Source organism: Acinetobacter sp. CIP 102529 (genome assembly GCF_000368325.1).
GTDB lineage: Bacteria > Pseudomonadota > Gammaproteobacteria > Pseudomonadales > Moraxellaceae > Acinetobacter > Acinetobacter parvus.
Genome location: NZ_KB849354.1, coordinates 508,036 through 527,984, shown reverse-complemented (window position 1 = coordinate 527,984; position 19,949 = coordinate 508,036). Strand labels below are relative to the sequence as shown.

Sequence of the window (19,949 nt, the reverse complement as noted above, 5' to 3'; positions counted from 1 at the left end):
CGACTATGTTTGATCAAATTGTTAAGCTCTCGATCAAGAATCGATGGCTTGTACTGATTGTCTTTCTGTTTATCGGTGCATTTGGCGTTTATAACTATTTTAAACTGCCGATTGATGCTGTACCTGACATTACCAATGTACAAGTCCAAATCAATAGTGAAGCGCAAGGCTTATCTCCAATGGAGATGGAGTCACAAGTGACCTATCCAATTGAAACGGCTTTGGCTGGTATTCCTAATCTGGAATACACACGTTCTGTATCGAGATATGGTTTATCTCAGGTTACGGCGATTTTCAAGGAAGGCACGGATATCTATTTTGCTCGACAACTTGTGAATGAAAAGTTGCAAGGAGTCACATCAACACTTCCGGGTGGCATATCGACTTCAATGGGACCTGTTTCAACAGGGCTTGGCGAAATCTTTATGTACACCGTTGAGAACGCAAAAGATAATCCAAACCCATTATCACCGACTGAATTAAGAACCTTGCAAGATTGGGTGATTAAACCACAGCTTCGAAATGTTGAAGGTGTGAATGAAATCAATACCATTGGCGGTTATTTAAAACAATTCGTGGTACAGCCGGATTATGCATATTTACGCAGCATTGGCTTAGATCAGCAGGATATCTTGGATGCTATTTCTAAAAATAGCATGAACAAAGGGTCTGGTTATATTGAGAAGAATGGTGAGCAGTATTTGATTCGCTCGGATTCTCAAATTAACTCAATTGAGCAAATTCAAAATATCCCGATTACGGCAAGTAGCGGTTACATTCTTCGATTGAAGGATGTGGCAAAAATATCAATTGGTCACGAGCTACGTACAGGTGCAGCAACTAAAGATGGGCAAGAAATTGTCCTAGGTACTGCATTTATGCTGATTGCTGAAAACTCGCGAAATGTTGCTCACGCAGTAGATCAAAAGTTACAAAAAGTCCAAGAGTCATTGCCAGACGGTGTTGAGGCGAAAGCCGTTTATAACCGTACAACTTTGGTTGATGCAACGATAGACACAGTAAAGAAAAACCTTCTTGAAGGTGCAATCCTCGTTATTGTTGTTCTCTTCTTATTCCTTGGACATTTCCGTGCAGCGCTCATCACTGCGATGGTGATTCCTTTATCTATGCTCATGACCATTACTGGCATGGTGAATCAACGAATAAGTGCAAACTTAATGAGTTTAGGGGCGCTAGATTTCGGGATCATTGTCGATGGTGCTGTCGTTATTGTTGAAGCTTCACTTGCAAAATTAGCGATGAAGCAAAAAGAGTTGGGTCGGATTCTGACGCGTAAAGAACGTTTTATTACCGTATTTGAAGCAACTAGAGAATCTCGAAAAGCGATTCTTTATGGTCAATTGATCATTATCTTAGTGTATCTGCCTGTCATGACGCTTACTGGTGTTGAAGGCAAGATGTTTACACCGATGGCAGCTACAGTTGTTATGGCTCTCGTGGCTGCAATGGTTCTTTCGATTACTTTTGTTCCTGCAATGGTGGCTTTGGTCACGACAGGCGAAATTAAGGAAGAGGAATCGAAGATTGTTCATTTCATTAAGAAAGTTTATAGCCCAATTTTAGATTGGTCTTTGAGTCATCGTTATAAGCTGATCGCGTTCGTAGCAATTTTCTTTGTATTCAGTGCGAGTCTTTCAACTCGTTTAGGTTCCGAATTTATTCCCTCATTAGATGAAGGTGATGTGGCATTACATGCACTTCGAATTCCTGGAACTTCTTTAACTCAAGCTGTTGAAATGCAGTATGCGCTTGAAAAAGAAATCGTCAAAATTCCTGAAGTGAAAACCATGTTTGCCAAAGTGGGGACAGCTGAAATTGCGACTGACCCAGTTCCACCAAACGTCGCTGATAATTTTGTGATATTGAAACCACGTAGCGAATGGCCGAATCCTGACAAGGAAAAATCAGCTATCGTTGCCGATATTGAACGTGTGGCAAAAGGCGTTTATGGCAACAACTATGAGTTCACTCAGCCGATTCAAATGCGTTTTAACGAACTGATTTCAGGTGTCCGTACAGATGTTGCAGTGAAGATTTATGGTGATGATTTAGATCAGTTGCTTGAATCTGCAAATGCTGCAGCGAAAATTTTAGAAGGTGTGAATGGAACAGCCGACTTAAAAGTTGAACAGATGAGTGGGCTTCCAATGGTCTCTGTTGAACTTAAAAAAGACATGATCGCCAACTACGGTCTTGATGCTGAAGATGTACAAAAGCAAGTATCCAGTCTGATTACGGGGCAAACAGCAGGTAAGGTTTTTGAGGGAGATCGTAAGTTCGATATTGTGGTTCGAATGGACCAAAACTCTGTTACGGATTTAGAAAAGCTTTATCAAGTTCCAGTGAATTTGCCTGATGGTTCAAGCGTACTTTTATCTGAACTGATCGAATTGAAAAATGTTCAGGGTCCAAACCAAATTTCACGTGAAAACGGTAAACGCCGAATTGTGATTACAGCGAACGTCCGTGGTACAGATATTGGTAGCTATATCGAAGAAGCACAGACTAAGTTGAATGCTGACTTTAAATTACCTGAAGGCTATTGGCTGACATGGGGCGGTACATTTGAACAAATGGAATCAGCTTCAAATCGTCTAATGATTGTTGTACCTCTCGCTTTGATCTTAATTTTTGCCATGATCTATATGGCATTAGGAAATGTCAGAAATAGCGTGCTGGTCTTTACGGGTGTGCCATTTGCCTTAACGGGCGGTGTGATTGCCTTAGCCTTACGTGATATCCCATTCTCTATCTCTGCAGCCGTTGGTTTTATTGCACTGTCGGGTGTAGCTGTACTGAATGGCTTAGTTCTAGTGTCTGCAATCCAGAGATTTAGAGATCAAGGTGAAGGACTACTCGAAGCTGTTAGACACGGTGCATTGGAACGACTTCGCCCAGTATTAATTACGGCTTTAGTGGCATCTTTAGGTTTCATCCCTATGGCATTGAATGTTGGGATTGGCTCTGAAGTGCAACGACCAATTGCGACTGTTGTGATTGGCGGAATCTTATCTTCGACCTTATTGACGTTGATTATTTTGCCTACGCTATACGTTTGGTTTAACCAAGGACGTAAAAAGCAATCAGATGATTTTTCTGAGCAGCAAGAAGCCTAGGTGAAACAATGATAGGCATAGTGAGAGATAGAAAGTTTAGAAATTTGATGATGTGGTTCGTCTGCATCATCAGTCTTGCACTATGCCTGCATTTTAATACGCACAATGCAGAGACTGCATACCAAGAACATGCGGTTTATGAGTTTGAAAGTGTACATTTTCATGATGTGCATCAAAAGCAAAACCATATTCATCATGATAATTTTCATGAGCATTTTGGTGAATATCAGTCTGGTCAATCGATGACTTTGTTATTTACTTTAGCCTTTATTTTGATCCTGGATAGAGTGAAAAATTATCTCTATCTCATGATCAGTCGTATTTTCAAACCTCCCAAAACATCGCTAGAAACTTTTCTTTTTAGTTAACTTTGGAGTTTGATTTACATGCAATTTATTTTTCCACAATGGGTGAGACTCAAGGCATTTTTAAAGTTATTGATTACTTTAAGTGCTGTTTTGATGAGTCCTGCACTTTTTGCCCATGGCGTGGCAGAAGGTGACAAAGGCTATATTCAAGAAATTTATGGGGTACACATCATTCCCTTTATTTACCTTGGTGCAAAGCACATGGTTACAGGTTATGACCATTTGCTGTTCCTCGTCGGGATTATCTTTTTCTTATATCGCATGAAAGATATTGGCTTATATGTCAGCCTTTTTGCGATTGGTCACTCTGTGACAATGCTGATTGGGGTGTATTACAACATTTCCATGAATGCATACATTATTGATGCAATTATTGGTTTTTCTATTGTTTATAAAGCTTTGGATAATTTAGGTGCATATCAGCGTTGGTTTGGTTTCCAGCCCAACACTAAAGCAGCGACGTTAATTTTTGGTCTGATTCATGGCTTCGGTTTAGCGGTAAAAATTCAAGAGTATGAAGTTTCGGCAGATGGTCTATTGGCAAACCTCATTGCATTTAATGTCGGGGTAGAGCTTGGTCAATTTATGGCTTTAGCGATGATTTTGCTGTTGATGACAATGTGGCGAAAAACGCCGTATTTCTTCAAAACAGCTTATCAAAGCAACGTTTTTTTAATGTTCCTTGGCTTTTTACTTGTGGGCTTTCAGCTTACTGGCTTCGTTACTCAATAAGGATTTTCAAATATGTACAACGCTCAAATTCCACAAGATGTTGAATTACCTTCTGCAAAGAAACTTGTTAAATCAACCATTATCGCTGCAGTGAGTGCTGCAGTTGTCTTAGTTACAGTTGTTATGCCAGCTGAATACAATATTGATCCTACTGGGGTTGGTAAAGTTCTAGGCTTAACAACGATGGGTGAAATTAAGCAATCTTTGGCTCAAGAGTCTGAAAATGGTATGGGAGAGGCAGTTTCAAACACGATATCGAGTGAAGCTGCAAGTGACCCTAATATTCAATCATCTATGCCAATTGGTGAAGCAGAAAAAATGCTAATGCCTGCAATTCAAAAGCAACAGATGACAGTTGAGTTGAAGCCCGGACAAGCCACTGAAATTAAGTTGGCGATGCCGGAAAGTGCTAGCGTGAATTTTAAATGGACAACATCAGGCGGTGGTCTAAATTATGACACGCATGGTGATCCAGTGAGCGCTCCTAAGGGCTTTTACCATGGTTATGGCAAAGGACGTAATGAAACTCAGCAAACAGGTACATTAACAGCAGCTTTTGATGGTAAACACGGCTGGTTCTGGCGTAATAGAACTGAAAGTCCTGTTTCAGTGACATTGGAAGTTGAAGGCCAATTCAGTGATATGAAGAAAGTCTTTTAAGCTTTAAAAAAATCTCCTTGGAATAAAATCCAAGGAGATTTTAATTGGCATTGATTTTTGAAATAAAAAATAGGTTCTAAAAGGGGGCCCAAAAATGCTAGAAGTTTTAAAAAATACAACGTATAGGCATTTGTTCTTAGCTCAAGTCATTGCGCTTATTGGAACTGGGCTGATTACGATTGCTTTGGCTTTACAGGCGTATGATATTGCTAAAGGGGAGGCTGCTCAGGTCTTAGGCATAGCATTGGCGATAAAGATGATTGCTTATATTGGGGTAGCACCTATTGCTTCAGCCTTTGCAGAAAGGCTGCCACGTAAAAAAGTTTTAGTGGGGTTGGATATCATCCGTGCTTTAACTGCTTTATGCCTGCCTTTTGTGACCCAAATTTGGCAAATCTATATTCTAATTTTTATTCTGCAATCTGCATCAGCTGCATTCACACCTACTTTTCAGGCCATGATTCCTGATGTATTGCCTGAAGAAAAAGATTATACCAATGCCTTGTCTCTTTCTCGTTTGGCTTATGATTTAGAGAATATTATTAGCCCAATGTTGGCAGGATTTTTACTTGGATTTATAAGCTATCACAATCTATTTTTAGGCACAGTCATTGGCTTTATTGGTTCAGCACTTTTTGTTGTCAGTGCAAAATTGCCTGCTGCTAAAGTACCTGTATTTAAAGGGGTGTATTACAGAATAAAGCAGGGGACAAAAATTTATTTTAATACTCCGCGTTTAAAGGCACTCCTAGCGTTAAACCTTGCGATTGCGTCAGCCAGTGCTGTAGTGATTGTAAATACGGTTGTACTCGTTCAATCAACCTTTAAGCTAAATGAACATGCCTCCACTTGGGCCTTTGGCTTGTTTGGCTTAGGGTCTATGCTCTCGGCATTTATATTGCCTAATGTTCTGGATAAATTTAACGATCGAGCTGTGATGCTGAGCGGCACAGCTGTATTAGTCGTTGGCTTATTCTGTGGGTTTTTTATTAACTCATACAACGGACTATTAGTTTTATGGTTTGTCTTGGGAATAGGTTACTCAGTATCTCAAACACCTACAGGTCGGTTAATTCGTAAATCTGCATCTAGTGAAAATAGAACTTCATTATTTGCCGCGCAGTTCGCTTTTTCACACGCATGCTGGTTGATAGCTTACCCTTTAGTGGGTTGGCTGAGTACCAATTTTGGAACACTCTTTACATTTGTGCCTATGGCGGTCATTGCTCTAGTAGCAATGAGTATTGCCTTTATGATTTGGCCAAAACAAGATGAATCCGTAATCGTACATTCACATGATGATTTACCTGTGGATCATGAACATCTACTCAGTCACAACCATGATGGAAAGCATTCACATGACTATGTGATAGATGAAAACCATCAAAGATGGCCGAAATAAATGATGGCCTATGTTTTATTATTTTTAAGTGCCTTTGGTGCAGCAACACTATTGCCCCTGCAATCTGAGACAGTGTTAGCAGGCTTTTTTCTGTTAGGTCGGCATTCTGAGCTGTTGCTCATACTTGTAGCAACAGTTGGGAATGTACTTGGTTCTTGTGTGAACTGGTGGTTGGGTATCAAGCTAGAAGTCTATAAAGACAAGCGTTGGTTTCCAGTATCAGAGAAGCATTTATTAAAGGCTCAAATCTTATATGCAAAGTATGGTTCACCCATGTTATTACTCAGTTGGGTGCCTGTGATTGGTGATCCAATTACGTTAGTCAGTGGAGTTTTAAAGGAAAAATTTACTACATTTATAATTTTGGTTTTCACGGCTAAATTTTTAAGATATATCGTTGTTTACATGATCTATTTAGAGGTTGCTTGAAATATATTCTAATAAAAAAAAGGAACTTGGTTATTCTATAATCTAAAAGTTTTATTCAACTCGGGGAAGATACAAAAATGAAAAAAATAGTTTTAGTTTGTGTGCTGGGAATGTTTGTAACTTATACAAATGCGCATTCGGGTGGTACAAATAAACAAGGTTGCCATACTAACAGCAAAACAGGTGATTACCACTGTCATTAAAGTCTACAAGAGGTCAAAAGACCTCTTTTTTATGAGTTGAAATAAAATAGTAATGTAATCATTAATGCAAAAGCCCCATACAAAGTATGAGGCTAACTTTAAAAATTAGTTTGTTAATACGGAGATTTCGGCAGTTGTATAGCCTCGCTCATAAAGGATACTGTGAATCGCATTTTTTATGCTTTGGCAGTTGGTTTTTTTAAACCTTTTAAAAAGTTCAAAGTCACAGTGATGACTTAAATTGAACTTTATTTCGAGCGCTTTTGAATCTGGAGTTGAATAAAGAGAAGTTAAAAACTTACGTATTCGGGGTCGCATATAAACTATTAAGCAATAAAGATGTACTCATCATATCAAGTCTATAAAAATTGAAAAGAGATTTTTTATCATGTCATTTTATTGATAGCGGCTGAGTAATGCTAAAAACTCTTTTAACTCTTCTTTATTAATCGCATCTTTATCTTTGATTACATGCTCTTTTAGATGTGCTTCAATCAATTGATTCATTAATCCATTCACAGCACCACGGACTGCAGCGACCTGTTGCAGTACTTCTATGCATGATTTGTTAGGGTCGGCCAAACTCTGCTCAACGGCGTTGATTTGTCCTTGAATACGCTTAACCCGATTTAAAATTTTTTTGTCTTGATGCAAATGAGACATAGCATTTCTGTCCAAACTAAATATACTGTAGGGGAGTATTATTGATGGCATAAAAAAATGCAATATCTAAGTAATGTTAAAAGCAACCATACGCATCAATTCGATGAAGGAAATCCGCTAGCGCAGAAGAAAATTTTAATTGCGACAATCCTGACGGGCGTCATGATGGTCTTTGAAATTTTTGGAGGTTGGTTCTTTAATTCGATGGCTTTACTTGCAGATGGCTGGCACATGAGTTCACATATGCTGGCATTGGGCTTAGCATATTTTGCATACCGAATGGCACGTAAATATTCACAAGATCAGCGATTCTGTTTTGGTACATGGAAGATAGAAATTTTAGCTGGATACTCTAGTGCGATCTTACTCATGGTTGTGGCATTGTTTATGGGAATACAATCGGTGGAGCGCCTATTTAATCCCGTCAATATTCACTATAACGAAGCAATATCAATTGCAGTGATTGGTCTTGCTGTGAACTTTATTTGTGCTTGGTTACTACACGATAGTGGGCATCATCACCACGAACATGATCACCATCATGATCATGGACACCATCACCATGATGAAGATGGGCATCATGAACATGATTTAAACCAGAAAGCGGCTTTCTTACATGTCGTTGCAGATGCTGTGACTTCTGTATTAGCGATCATTGCATTATTTGCAGGTAAATTTTTTGGCTGGGATTTCTTAGATGCAGTTTTGGGTATTGTAGGTGCATTTCTAGTCGCACATTGGTCTTGGGGGCTTATTCGCGAGACAGGCAAAACTTTACTGGATGCTGAAATGGAACATCCAGTTGTTCAAGAAATTCAGGAAGTCATTGATGACTTAGATAGCCGAATCGTAATTACTGATATTCATGTATGGAAGGTAGGTAAAGGTAAGTTTTCTTGTATCTTGTCACTAGATGTAAGCAGTTTAAATATCACGGCAGATGAAGTCAGAAAAGCCTTATCTATTCATGAGGAAATTGTGCACGTTTCAGTAGAAATTAATACAAGTTCTAGACTCCAAGCTGCAGTATAAAAATAGATAAAAAGGAGCAGCTCATTTGAGCTGCTCTTTTTTTATATGCTTAGTTTAATGATAAGCCCTAAAATTGCAGCAGCACCGATGACTCTTAATACACTTTGATTGAATTTAAAGAGAGCAATACAAGCGAGTATGGTTATTACTGCAGCTATGTAGTCAAATTGCCCCTCAAACCCTTTTGGCCATAGTACATGGTAAGCAAAGAAGAGGGCCAAATTAAGAATTACGCCGACAACGGCTGCGGTAATTGCTGTCAGTGGTGCAGTAAATTTGATTTGATTGTGAGTGGATTCGATTACGGGTGCTCCACCGAGAATAAACACAAACGAAAATAGGAAGGTGAACCAAGTAACAATTGTTGCTCCAAAAGCACCAGCTAAAAACTTATGTTCAGGCCCTAATAGGTCAAGGTTGTACCCGCCCATAAACCCAACGAAAGCAACGACCATAATGAGTGGGCCGGGTGTGCTTTCACCCAACGCTAAACCATCGATCATTTGGGTTGGTTTAAGCCACTCATAGAAGTTAACAGCACCTTGATATACATAAGGTAAAACCGCATAAGCTCCACCAAATGTCATTAAGGCTGCTTTAGTGAAAAACCAAGCCATTTGTGTATAAGCGTGAGACCAGCCATAAGCTACTGTCAGTAATGCTATAGGGAGACACCACAAAATAATTGCAACAACCAGCAATTTAATCAAGCGAGACCATTTGAAAATGGCATGTTCAGGTGTGGGCGTATCATCATCAATAATTGCTTTCCCGTAGTCTTTGAGACTTGATGCGTGAACATTGCTAGTGAATAATTTTGGGTCAAATTTACTTAAGAGATAACCACTTAAAGCAGCCAGCAGCACAATAAGGGGGAACGGAACATTAAAGGCAAAAATGAGAATAAATGCGGCACATGCAATAGCATACATATATTTATTCTTCAGTGACTTACTGCCAATACGATAGGTTGCATGAAAGACGATAGCGGTGACAGCAGGTTTAATGCCATAAAAAAGCCCTGCAATGACAGGTACATTTCCAAATTTTGCATAGACCCATGAAAGACCGATGAGAATAAAAAGGGAAGGTAAAATGAAAAATAGTCCGGCTATGATACCGCCTTTTGTTTTGTGCATTAGCCAGCCAATATAGGTTGCTAATTGTTGTGCTTCAGGCCCCGGAAGCAACATGCAGTAATTGAGCGCATGCATAAATCGCTTTTCAGAGATCCATTTTTTTTGTTCTACCAATTCTTGGTGCATGACAGAGATTTGGCCTGCAGGCCCGCCAAAGCTGATAAATCCGAGTTTTAACCAAAACAGTATGGCCTCTTTAAAGCTAACCTCTGGATTGGGCTCGAAATCGTTTTCTTGCAATTGATTCATGAATTCTCGCCTTTAAAATTGGTATATAGACCATCAAAAATGTGATTGGATAATTCCACCAACTGTTGATCAGCATGAATACTGCTTCTTAGTCCTTGTAATATTTTTTCTAGCCCAAGTGCTTCTGGTGGCTCATTTCCGCCAATATCTAGGTAATGGACAATTTCAGCGATTTTCAGAAGTGATTTATCGGCTAAATTAAAGCTGTGTAAAAGTACTTCGAATGACACAAGCTCACCAACATGGGTAAACGTTGCACCGTCAAAATCAAAACCATAAGCATCTGCTGGACAATCTTTAATATCTTGTAGCCAAATAAAAGTAGGGTCTTTATCAATAAATTTTTGAATGAGCCACGTACAAGCTAAACGATCCACCCAAGGTCGTTTTCGCGTAGCCCAAGTTTTAGATTGGAAGTCATGAAGATTAAGAGAAGGTAGATCACTATTTATAGAAGAGGGCTCATTTGATTCCCCTAGGTGATGAATTTTAAGTTCGAGTTTTGATATCGCGTTTAAGGCTGTGTTTTGTAATTCATTAGGAAAGAAATCAATATCGATGAGAGATGAAAGTTGCTTTCTTAATTTTCTAATGCTTTTTAAATGTTCATTTTTTTGCTCAACATTCAGTGAACTCTCTATTTCATTCAGTTGTAGCAAAAATTCAGAGTATTCACTTTTTCTATTAAATAGTTGAATTAAGTCTAAATTATTGTTGCTAACGGAATCGAATAGATAGGCAATGCCATCGGCACTTTGATGCTCGTCAATAATGGGGTCAAAGCGCTGCTTTTGTTCATTAGGTAGCACATAGACACCATCACGCAGAGTTTCTGCGCCACAGCTTTTGATGGAACGCCAAATTCTCATTCGAGCAGAAGAGTTTTGTGTGGAAAGGCTAGAAATGAGGATGCTTATATTCATGTTATAAACTCTACAAATTTTGTATATTTTATAACAAATAAATTTGACGTGATAATTTTTATACTTAATTAGTTATTCAGGGAATCTGATATATTGTTTGCTGATATACGTAAGGATCATCCCTTTCAATCACTGAATCTAAGAAATTTTCGGGTATTGTACAGATCTATTTTGCGGTAGTTTTTACGGTAAATGTAGAACAAGAATTGATGAAATTTATTGAAAACAGTGTCTTGGATTGTGTCTGTTGTGCGCGCTGAGCGCTACGAGAAGCGGACTGAAAAGTTGAGAGAATCCTACCGTAATACAAACCAGATCTATCCTGATGCAGCGGATTTAAAACTGGAACTAAGTCTAAATGACGGTGGAAATGAAATTATCGATTTGCGACAGTTAGAGCGATTTTTATCAAATTTCCAAAATAGTTTACCCACAGTATTTTGGTATCGAACGCAGGTGGTCTATCGTTTTTATCGGATTGTGCGTGATGATGTTCAGCAGCGCTATGTGATTCACTTTTATCTGAGCTTTAACCGATCACTCTATTCTGACCCTTTGGGATATTGCAATGAGATCAGAGAGCACTGGATGAGAGCGACTGGATATTTGGGCACATGCGTTTATCCAGAAATGCATCATCAGCTTTCCGATGCTGATGCACAAAACGCGCTGCGGATTGACCGGATCATGCAAGAAGAAGCGGGCTGTCCTTTGGGTGCATTAAATAGCATGCCGGAGAATCAAACGGGTCAGTTTGGGCTTCCGAGTAGAATCTGCATCTACCCGAAAGGATTTAAATGGTTTGATGGAGCCCCAGTACGGCGCTGAAAATTCATATTGCATTCCAGCACTTGCTTGACGCTCTACACCGTGCAGATTATCCTTAGCCTGCTGACCTACATCGTCAGCGGGTTTTAGCAGACCCATTAACAAAGACAATATGCGAAATCTGATTTTGCATGTTGTGGACCCGTTCGTCCCCCTTTCTTTGCGGTAGGGCGGAGGGGGGACGCGCTTGCGCGTGCTGGTTTCTTTGTTACCAGTCTGCTAACCCTTCTTCGTTCTGCCACCATCATATTAGCAGTGAATTGGCAGAATTCTTTTAAAACAAAGGAGTACGCCATGCGCTTACATCAATATCATCCCTTATTTTTCTCTTTTTCAGTATTTGTGCCGATGGGTCATTAGGCCCGCGTGCTGTGCATAGCTGTGTTTATAGCTTTTTAAGAATAAAACTTTTTCAAATACATATTACCGATATGAAGATGAATCTCTAATGCTGTTTTGAGCTAAGTAGATCTGTACGCTTTATCGTCTATAAAAAATTCAAAAACTTAGATATTCATTCCAACAAAGATTGCATGGGGGACACCGGATCTGCTGAAGACCGGTGATGCCTGTAAAAAGAGAAAATGACTATGTTAAAAACTTTCCTAAAAACTGCCCTGATTTCATCACTTCTTGCAGGCGCGTCATGGGCGCAGGCAGGCTGGTTTGCGCAAGCCAGTGAATCCTATTTTGTGCAGGCTCGAAATTTAGGTGGAGGCGTGTATCAGTGCATGTATAAAACCAATCCGGGCAACCGCGGCTGGCGTAATTTCACGGTGAACTTTCAGGGCGGCTGTCCGCGCGTTGTCCACTATAACGCCAATAATGGCCAAGTCTCTGTACCGAACTAAAGTACAGGAGATTTGAGATGAACCAAAAAACCATTTTGGGTTTGGCAGCTATTCTGGCTTTGACGCTTATTATCGTATCCGGATTCTATTTTTTCAGTGCCAATTCCAGCGTTCAGAAACCTGTGCAAACAGCTGCAGCTGGCACGAGTGATATTCCAGCGTCAGAAGCTGCTGCTTCGGAAGGCATTCCTGCTGCGGAAGTTGATGGCATTGATGTAGAGGAATTGACTGCTGGCAGCAAGGGCTCAAGTTCGGCGCAGCATGAACCTGAATTGCTGAGCTTTGAGTTTGATCAAAATTTGAAAGCTGCAGATACCTTGCTGTCCATGCTTCCTTATGCAGACCTGCCTGAATTTGAGCAAAAAAATATAGACAAGTATCAGCAGCTGGTTTTTGCCAAAGCTGCGAAAGATACGGGTAAACCCGTGAGCGGCTTTAGCTTGCAGGAACACGGCGCATTAGAGTCAGAGCAGGCGGGCAACCGTTACTACGTTTATAAATTTGATAATGGTACAGATTGTGAAATTCATCTGATCAGTATTGATTTAGAGACCGGTGATTACGGCGTCAGCTACAACTACTGCTGAGGATGATTGCTATGAATAAATATTTTAAATCGATCCTGCTGGCAGTAACGGCTGCTGCAGGCATGATGCTGTACGGGTGCGACTCCAGCCTTGATCCCAATACTTTTAGTGTTGAAATGAATGTAGAAGATACCAGCAACTGGTATGCACAAAACCAAGTGGCGCATGTCATCACCATTCGTTCCAACAGCCCAGATCCCATCGATGTCACCAACGTTTTAATCAACAATGGTGAATGCAGTTATGAAGGCTACCGCAGATCACTGGAATACCCGCAGCATTTTAAAATGGGCTTGCGTTTAAGGCTGAAATTAACCGGCTGCGGTTACGATAATGTTGTGCGTGTTGATGTTGAAACACAGCAGGGAACAGCGAGCTACAGCTTTAACTAAGCGTATTTAATCTAAACATTAATCTAGAACTGACTAAACCGTGTCCTAAAGGGATGCGGTTTTTTTATGCCTTCACTTTAGCTTTTGTCAGGGTACATCTGACAAGGAATATACCGTGTCCATCATTCAATGTCCCTACTGCAAGTCGGGCAATGTCAGACAAACCGCATCTGGCAAATCAAACGCAAATTACTTTGAACAGCTTCAGCGCAATATCTCACCTGCACAAATGGCTGTGCTGGGAGCAAGACTTGCTAAGAAGGTCGGCTTTTCACCTGCGGCAGGTGCTGCTGTAGGTGTAGTGATTGGCGGTGTGCTGGTGGTTGTCAGCCAATTCTGCTACGAAAAATATTATCGCAATGAAGATCAATATATTTGTCAGGACTGTCAGCAGCATTTTGTTTGGGTCAAAAAATCATAAAGCTCAAGCCACAAACCTTAAACACATTTAATCAACAACATGAATTTCAACATACATTTATAGGAAATATAAACATGGCGCATCAAATTGAACAAATGGCTTATGTCGGTGACACCCCTTGGCATGGCCTCGGCAACCAGCTTACGCATAATCAGCCGATTGAAGTATGGGCACAGCAGGCCGGCATGGACTGGCGCATTGAATCTTCTGATGTCAGCTATATGGCGCAAAATGAACGCGGGCAAAACATCATCATGCCTTATGAAGAACAGCGCGTACTTTATCGCTCGGATACCCATGCACCTCTATCGGTGGTCAGTCAGCGTTATCAGGAAGTGCAGCCTGCAGAGGTGTTGGAGTTCTACCGAGATTTAACAGAGCAATCAGGCTTTGAACTGGAAACCGCAGGCGTATTGAAAGGCGGAAAGAAATTCTGGGCTTTAGCCAGAACAGGACAAAGCGCGGCACTCAAAGGTAAAGATGTTAGTAATGGCTATATATTGTTGGCAACGGGCTGTGACGGAACGCTGGCGACCACAGCGCAATTTACTTCAATCCGCGTAGTGTGCAACAACACTTTAGCCATTGCCCTAAAAGGACAGAACAGCAGTGCAGGCGTGGTCAAAGTCCCACACAGTACCCGTTTTGATGCAGATAAGATCAAACAGCAGTTGGGAATCTCAGTACGGCAATGGGATGAACACATGTATGAAATGAAGCAACTCAGTCAACGTAAAGTCACTCAACAAGAAGCGGCTGCTTATTTTGACGCGGTATTTAACAATACCAGCCTCAGTCCAATGCAGCAGGATGAAGGCATTATCCAGTTCTACCGCAATGTAGCCAGTAAATCACAAAGCAAAGACAAGGTTGAACCGAATGGCCGAGCCATGTCGAAAGTCATGACTATGTTTAACGGGCATGGCCGAGGGGCAGAACTCAGCTCAGCCAAAGATACGGCTTATGGGTTGCTGTGCAGTATCACGGAATTTGCAGATCATGAACGTCGAGCCATGAGTCAGGATCACCGGCTGGATTCAGCATGGTTTGGAGCAGGGGCAGGCTTAAAACAACGTGGACTGGAACAGGCGCTACTGATGTTGTCCTAATCTGTGTATTTACAATTATTTGAACACTTCTTATTGAAATTCTGATTTCTAAGCTCCACTAACTATTTGCAAGATAAATAGTAAAACGGAGAGTACAGTGAGTATCATTTCAATTAAGAAATTAGGGGATGAAAGTTTTTTATTAAAAATGAAAGATAAGAAATCTTTCGATGTTTTAGTAGAAACGATAAAAGGTAATTTTGGCTATTCCTTTAATCAAGGTCTTCAATTAAATGCAGACATTTTAGAAATTGTAATAGCTGGCGTTTCTGAAGAAAACCTAAAGCGCCATTTAGCAGTCGTCTCATTTTAAAATAGATTCATTTAGAAATATCAGACCATATCTTCGGATGTGGTTTTTTTATGCCAAAAATTTAAAATTGAGGAATTCACAATGAATAATTTATCAAATCCATCTGCAGCATCTAAACAACCTATAGGATTCAGGTCACCTAAACTTATTACCGCCAAACGCTTTGTAGAAACCAAAAATATGAGCCAAGCCGAATGGCTGGAAGTACGCAGGCAAGGTATCGGCAGCAGTGACTGTGCTGCAGCTTGCGGACTCAATCCTTATATGTCGATGCTGGAACTGTGGATGATCAAAACAGGTAGGATCAAGCAATCCATCGAAGATGAAAGCGAAGGCCATGCGCCTTTATATTGGGGCAAGCGACTTGAACCGCTTGTTGCTGAATACTACAGCATGCATACCAACTATAAAGTCCGCCGCGTGAATGCTGTGCTGCAGCATCCTGACCCAGACAAGCATTTCATGTTAGCTAACTTAGATTATTCCGTAGTGGGTGATGCAGATGTGCAGATTCTGGAATGCAAAACTGCTGGTGAACATGGCGCCAAGCTGTGGTGGGATGGTGTGCCGTTATATGTGCTGTGTCAGGTACAGCATCAATTGGCCGTAACGGGAAAGAAAGCAGCGCATATCTGTGTACTGCTCTGCGGACATGAAACGCAGATTTTTAAAGTGACCCGCAGTGAATCGGTCATTCAGCATATTGTGAATGCAGAACGTTACTTCTGGGAATGTGTCGAGAAGGATACACCGCCTGATGCAGATGCCAGCGCATCGGCAGCCAAGGCTTTACAGCAGCTGTATCCCGAACATGTGCCATTGAGCACTGCAGACTTATCTGGGGATGAGCAGGCCAACCAGCAGTTTGAACAGCTGATTCAGGCACGTAATCAAATCGACAAGCATCAGGAGCAGTTTGATCTGCTGAAGCACCAGCTGCAAGCCAAGATGCAGCAGGCGGAGCGTGCCACTTTTAAAGCAGGCTCAGTGACGTGGAAAAAGGCTAAGGATTCAATCAGCTTAGATGCCAAGGCTTTGCTGAAATCACACCCTGAATACCTCAGCCAATTCCCGCAAAGTAAAACAGGTTCACGGCGTTTTAACATCTATACCAATGATGGTTGAAAGTAATTTAGCCTAAGCAAAATATCCAACCAGCCTAGAAATCCCATGCCTCAGCACATGGGATTTTTTATGCCCATTTCATTTTTAATCAATACAGCAATTTATTTAAAGATAAGAGGAAAGGACCATGATTAAAGGTCTAGCAATCACACCGCCAATACTTGGCAGAATCAGTATCGGCAAAGTTGTGGAAAAGAACGGCAAACGTCTGCCTGAAAAGGATGATCAATTTACCATTACCAGCCAAATCCAAAATAAGGACAGTGGTTGGGTGAAGCACCCACTGGATGAACAGCTGCGGGCCAAAGCACCCAATCAAAAACTGCGAAGCATACCCGTCCGGATGATCTTCAATGATCCTGAACTGAATCTAAGGGCAGAGTACAGTCTATTTGATCGACAAACAGGGCGCCCCGTGTGTATAGGCAATGGTGAAACTTGTCAGCGCTTAACCAATCAAGGGGTTGAACATCACCCCTGTCCTTCACCTGATCTATGTCCATTGGCACAAGGTAGATTGTGTAAGCCCTATGGTCGTCTGTATGTGAATCTTGATGAATCGGATGAGTTTGGGACTTTCGTTTTTAGAACAACAGGCTTTAACAGCATTCGAACCTTGGCAGCGAGACTGAGTTATTACCATGCAGCATCGAATGGTTTATTGTCATGTCTGCCTTTACAGTTAACACTTCGAGGAAAGTCCACCACACAAAGCTATCGAACCCCAGTCTATTACGTGGATTTGACGTTACGTGAGGGTGTTCATTTACAAGAGGCGATTCAAACGGCGAAAGAGATTGATCAGAAAAGTAAGCTGTGTGGATTTAATCAGGCAGCTTTAGATCAGATGGCACGGCAAGGCTATGGCAATACACGGTTTGAAGTAGATGTAGAGGAGGGATTGGATAAAATTGAAGAGTTTTACCCAGAAGAAAATAAATCACAGCAACAAGTTCCAGACTTTCTTCAGATGCAAGATATTCAGAAAGGCCTACAGCAATCGGTACAAGCTTTGAACTAAAGTAGGAGGCATCTGTTGATGCCTTGTATTTTAAATTTTCTTAATCTATAAATGTAAGATTAAGCTTATGTACGTTAAAAGATATTCTAAAAAAGATTTAACATTTTGAATATTATAATTTATTTAGATGGGGGTTTTATGGTTCGGGTGGAATATTTAAATTTTTTACAGACTTTGAATAATACTGACTCTGTAGAGATACGTAAGATAGCAAACCTTGTTTTAGAAAATTTGGATGAGTTAATTCCATTAAAGACTGCTCAGGGGCAACGGATAAAAAAAATAGTATCGTTTGCTCAGTTAAAATGGGAACGTGTTGGTTCAGAAATCAGTCCTTTACCTGCGACATTGGGAGAGCCGAAAGCGAAAATTGCAAAAATTAAAAGTATGACTGTAGGCCCATTTCGAGGATTTTCTAAACCAGAGCATTTTGATTTAGATAGTAACTTAGTATTGATATATGGTCCTAATGGAACAGGAAAATCAAGTTTTTGTGAGGCTTTAGAATACTGCTTATTAGGTAATGTCGAAGATGCTGAAAATAAACGTTTCCGTAACCAAGTTGAGTATCTAAAGAATGCTCATGTTAATCGATTCTTAGCACCTATTCTTCAGGCTGAAGATAGCCAAAATAACATCTTAAGTGTTCAGCCTGATGAGCAAATATATAGATTCTGTTTTGTTGAAAAGAATCGTATAGATAATTTTTCACGTATTGCAGCCCAAGTTCCATCTAAACAAACAGAACTAATTTCTACGTTATTTGGATTAGAGTCTTTCACGGAGTTTGTCAAAAATTTTACTCCTGATATGGATGGTAGATATATTGATATTATTGGAGAAAAGTCTAAAGAGCTTGGTGAAAAGCGTTCACAATTATTAGGTAGTGAACAACAGATTAAAATACACACGCAACTGCTAAGCGACATTCAATCAGAGGAGATAAATTTAGCTACTCGATATAAAGAGAATATAAGTTTTGATCAAATGGTAATTGAGCTAAATGGTAATGAAGCTGTCTCAGGGCGTGTACAAATACTTGAAACATATCTTCAGTCGCCTTTAGGTACTAAAAGTAACCTTTCTCAAAGTGTATTAAATGCATTAAAGCAGAAAATAACTGAGTTGCATTCAGCTTTAATAATTGAAGAGGGGAAACTAGCACAAGCAAGTTATCAGGTCTCATTTAAACAACTTTATAATGCAATTATTGAATTACAGGATGGTAATCCAAATCAGTGTCCAGCTTGTCAAACACCCCTAGGTCAGACTACTGTTAATCCTTATATTTATGCTAGAGATGAGTTGTTGAAGTTGCAAGAGTTGGCAGGTATACAGAATAAAATTCAATTTTTACAAAAGCAAATCCAAGATTCCTTAACAGCTCTTTCTCAGATTATCCAAACTTGTTTATCTTTTTATCAAAAAGAAAATTGCTTGGAGGCATATAGATCATTTACAAGCGAAAAAACATCTTCTGAGTGGTGGGGGTACTTAACAGAAATGCTACCTGATGGTACAACCATTTGGATGAATATTGAGGTGCAAGTTCAAGCTCTTGAGGCATGTGATCTAAAAATAAAACAAGAAGAAGAGGTGAGAGTAATTAAGGCTAAAGAGCTTTTGATGTGTCGTGATTTTGTAAAAGAAATAACAGAGATGGATCCGTAAATTTGAACAACTCCTATAAGTGATATTCTGCTCCTCAAATGATGTTATAAACATCAATATATGGAGTATTTTATGGCACGTAGACCAAGAAGAAATCATTCAAATGATTTTAAAGCTAAGGTAGCACTTGCTGCGATTAAAGCAGAAAAAACACTTGCTGAATTGAGTGCTGAATTTGATGTTCATCAAAACCAAATTATTGACTGGAAAAATCAATTGATCTCAGCTTCCTCGCAAGCTTTCGATCAATCAAAAGCTCCATCAGAACCCCCCATTGATCTTAAAAAGTTACATGCAAAAATCGGTGAGCAGGCATTAGAAATTGATTTTTTAGAAGGTGTGTTGAAGAAACTGGGCCGCTTCAACCACAAAAGTTAATCGACGACTCACTTCAGATTTCAGTATCTAAACAAGCTAAGCTGCTGAAAGTCTCCCGTGGTTGTTATTATTATCGCCCAAAACCTGTTAGCTCATCAGATCTGAAGCTGATGCGATGTATTGATGAATTACATATGCAATATCCTTTTGCAGGCAGTCGTATGATGCGTGATTTGTTGAATCGTCAAGGGCATCATATAGGACGACGTCATACACGTACTTTAATGAAGAAAATGGGTATTCAGGCGTTATATTGCAAACCAAATTTAAGCCAGGCTAATCAAGCTCACCGTAAATATCCATATCTGCTCAAAGG

20 protein-coding genes and 2 pseudogenes are annotated in these 19,949 nt (G+C 40.1%); 19 read left to right on the top strand and 3 right to left on the bottom strand.

Features of this window, described 5'->3' with window-relative positions:
* Window positions 1-5: 5 nt before the first annotated feature.
* The 7 genes from F972_RS04680 to F972_RS15765 all read left to right on the top strand — a co-directional run bounded on the left by F972_RS04680 (window position 6) and on the right by F972_RS15765 (window position 6,931).
* A complete protein-coding gene (locus F972_RS04680) occupies window positions 6-3,137 on the top strand; it encodes an efflux RND transporter permease subunit (protein ID WP_004644604.1) in 3,132 nt (1,043 codons plus the stop codon).
* Between the two features lie 8 nt (window positions 3,138-3,145).
* The gene (locus F972_RS04675; RefSeq protein ID WP_004644602.1) at window positions 3,146-3,505 is read left to right on the top strand and encodes a hypothetical protein; all 360 of its coding nucleotides are present in this window, start codon (window positions 3,146-3,148) and stop codon (window positions 3,503-3,505) included.
* Between the two features lie 18 nt (window positions 3,506-3,523).
* Window positions 3,524-4,237: a HupE/UreJ family protein gene (locus tag F972_RS04670; RefSeq protein ID WP_004644601.1), complete on the top strand. Its 714-nt coding sequence runs from the start codon at window positions 3,524-3,526 to the stop codon at window positions 4,235-4,237.
* Between the two features lie 12 nt (window positions 4,238-4,249).
* Window positions 4,250-4,897: a hypothetical protein gene (locus tag F972_RS04665; RefSeq protein ID WP_002123386.1), complete on the top strand. Its 648-nt coding sequence runs from the start codon at window positions 4,250-4,252 to the stop codon at window positions 4,895-4,897.
* A 94-nt stretch (window positions 4,898-4,991) separates the two neighbouring features.
* Window positions 4,992-6,299 carry an MFS transporter gene (locus F972_RS04660; RefSeq protein WP_004644600.1) on the top strand — a complete coding sequence of 436 codons (1,308 nt, stop codon included), beginning with the start codon at window positions 4,992-4,994 and terminating at the stop codon, window positions 6,297-6,299.
* Window positions 6,300-6,728, top strand: coding sequence for a YqaA family protein (locus tag F972_RS04655; RefSeq protein ID WP_004681744.1), 429 nt, complete (start codon window positions 6,300-6,302; stop codon window positions 6,726-6,728).
* Window positions 6,729-6,805: 77 nt separating this feature from the next.
* Complete coding sequence (locus F972_RS15765) at window positions 6,806-6,931, top strand: YHYH domain-containing protein (protein WP_004644597.1); 126 nt, start codon at window positions 6,806-6,808, stop codon at window positions 6,929-6,931.
* Between the two features lie 396 nt (window positions 6,932-7,327).
* Here the strand turns inward: F972_RS15765 and F972_RS04650 are convergent, their stop codons facing one another.
* Window positions 7,328-7,594, bottom strand: coding sequence for a metal/formaldehyde-sensitive transcriptional repressor (locus F972_RS04650; protein WP_004644596.1), 267 nt, complete (start codon window positions 7,592-7,594; stop codon window positions 7,328-7,330).
* A 57-nt stretch (window positions 7,595-7,651) separates the two neighbouring features.
* Here F972_RS04650 and dmeF point away from each other — a divergent pair, with 57 nt between their 5' ends.
* Entirely contained in the window at window positions 7,652-8,626 is a 975-nt protein-coding gene (gene dmeF / locus F972_RS04645) for a CDF family Co(II)/Ni(II) efflux transporter DmeF (RefSeq protein ID WP_004644595.1), read from the top strand.
* Between the two features lie 41 nt (window positions 8,627-8,667).
* Here the strand turns inward: dmeF and chrA are convergent, their stop codons facing one another.
* Both chrA and F972_RS04635 read right to left on the bottom strand, forming a co-directional pair.
* Window positions 8,668-10,014: a chromate efflux transporter gene (gene chrA, locus F972_RS04640; protein WP_002123392.1), complete on the bottom strand. Its 1,347-nt coding sequence runs from the start codon at window positions 10,012-10,014 to the stop codon at window positions 8,668-8,670.
* On the bottom strand, window positions 10,011-10,937 hold the full coding sequence (locus tag F972_RS04635; protein WP_004644594.1) for a chromate resistance protein ChrB domain-containing protein: 927 nt from the start codon (window positions 10,935-10,937) through the stop codon (window positions 10,011-10,013). The genes chrA and F972_RS04635 overlap by 4 nt, the downstream gene beginning before the upstream one ends.
* Window positions 10,938-11,195: 258 nt before the next feature.
* Between F972_RS04635 and F972_RS04630 the strand changes: the two are divergent.
* The 11 genes and pseudogenes from F972_RS04630 to F972_RS15085 form a co-directional block, all read left to right on the top strand.
* Window positions 11,196-11,765 (top strand): annotated as a pseudogene (locus F972_RS04630) (hypothetical protein); the annotation flags it as partial.
* Window positions 11,766-12,355: 590 nt separating this feature from the next.
* The gene (locus F972_RS04625) at window positions 12,356-12,616 is read left to right on the top strand and encodes a hypothetical protein (RefSeq protein WP_004644591.1); all 261 of its coding nucleotides are present in this window, start codon (window positions 12,356-12,358) and stop codon (window positions 12,614-12,616) included.
* A gap of 17 nt (window positions 12,617-12,633) precedes the next feature.
* Complete coding sequence (locus F972_RS04620) at window positions 12,634-13,203, top strand: hypothetical protein (protein ID WP_004644590.1); 570 nt, start codon at window positions 12,634-12,636, stop codon at window positions 13,201-13,203.
* A gap of 11 nt (window positions 13,204-13,214) precedes the next feature.
* Complete coding sequence (locus F972_RS04615) at window positions 13,215-13,595, top strand: hypothetical protein (protein WP_004644589.1); 381 nt, start codon at window positions 13,215-13,217, stop codon at window positions 13,593-13,595.
* A 115-nt stretch (window positions 13,596-13,710) separates the two neighbouring features.
* On the top strand, window positions 13,711-14,016 hold the full coding sequence (locus F972_RS04610) for a hypothetical protein (protein ID WP_004644588.1): 306 nt from the start codon (window positions 13,711-13,713) through the stop codon (window positions 14,014-14,016).
* Between the two features lie 74 nt (window positions 14,017-14,090).
* Entirely contained in the window at window positions 14,091-15,125 is a 1,035-nt protein-coding gene (locus F972_RS04605) for a DUF932 domain-containing protein (protein WP_004644587.1), read from the top strand.
* A 97-nt stretch (window positions 15,126-15,222) separates the two neighbouring features.
* Window positions 15,223-15,438, top strand: a complete 216-nt coding sequence (locus F972_RS04600; protein ID WP_004644586.1) for a hypothetical protein — start codon at window positions 15,223-15,225, stop codon at window positions 15,436-15,438.
* 81 nt (window positions 15,439-15,519) lie between these two features.
* The gene (locus F972_RS04595; RefSeq protein WP_004644585.1) at window positions 15,520-16,563 is read left to right on the top strand and encodes a YqaJ viral recombinase family nuclease; all 1,044 of its coding nucleotides are present in this window, start codon (window positions 15,520-15,522) and stop codon (window positions 16,561-16,563) included.
* 127 nt (window positions 16,564-16,690) lie between these two features.
* Window positions 16,691-17,584, top strand: coding sequence for a recombination directionality factor (locus F972_RS04590; protein ID WP_004644584.1), 894 nt, complete (start codon window positions 16,691-16,693; stop codon window positions 17,582-17,584).
* A 105-nt stretch (window positions 17,585-17,689) separates the two neighbouring features.
* Window positions 17,690-19,255 carry an AAA family ATPase gene (locus F972_RS04585; RefSeq protein ID WP_228127549.1) on the top strand — a complete coding sequence of 522 codons (1,566 nt, stop codon included), beginning with the start codon at window positions 17,690-17,692 and terminating at the stop codon, window positions 19,253-19,255.
* 60 nt (window positions 19,256-19,315) lie between these two features.
* Window positions 19,316-19,949, top strand: a pseudogene (locus tag F972_RS15085) (IS3-like element ISAba14 family transposase); the annotation flags it as partial.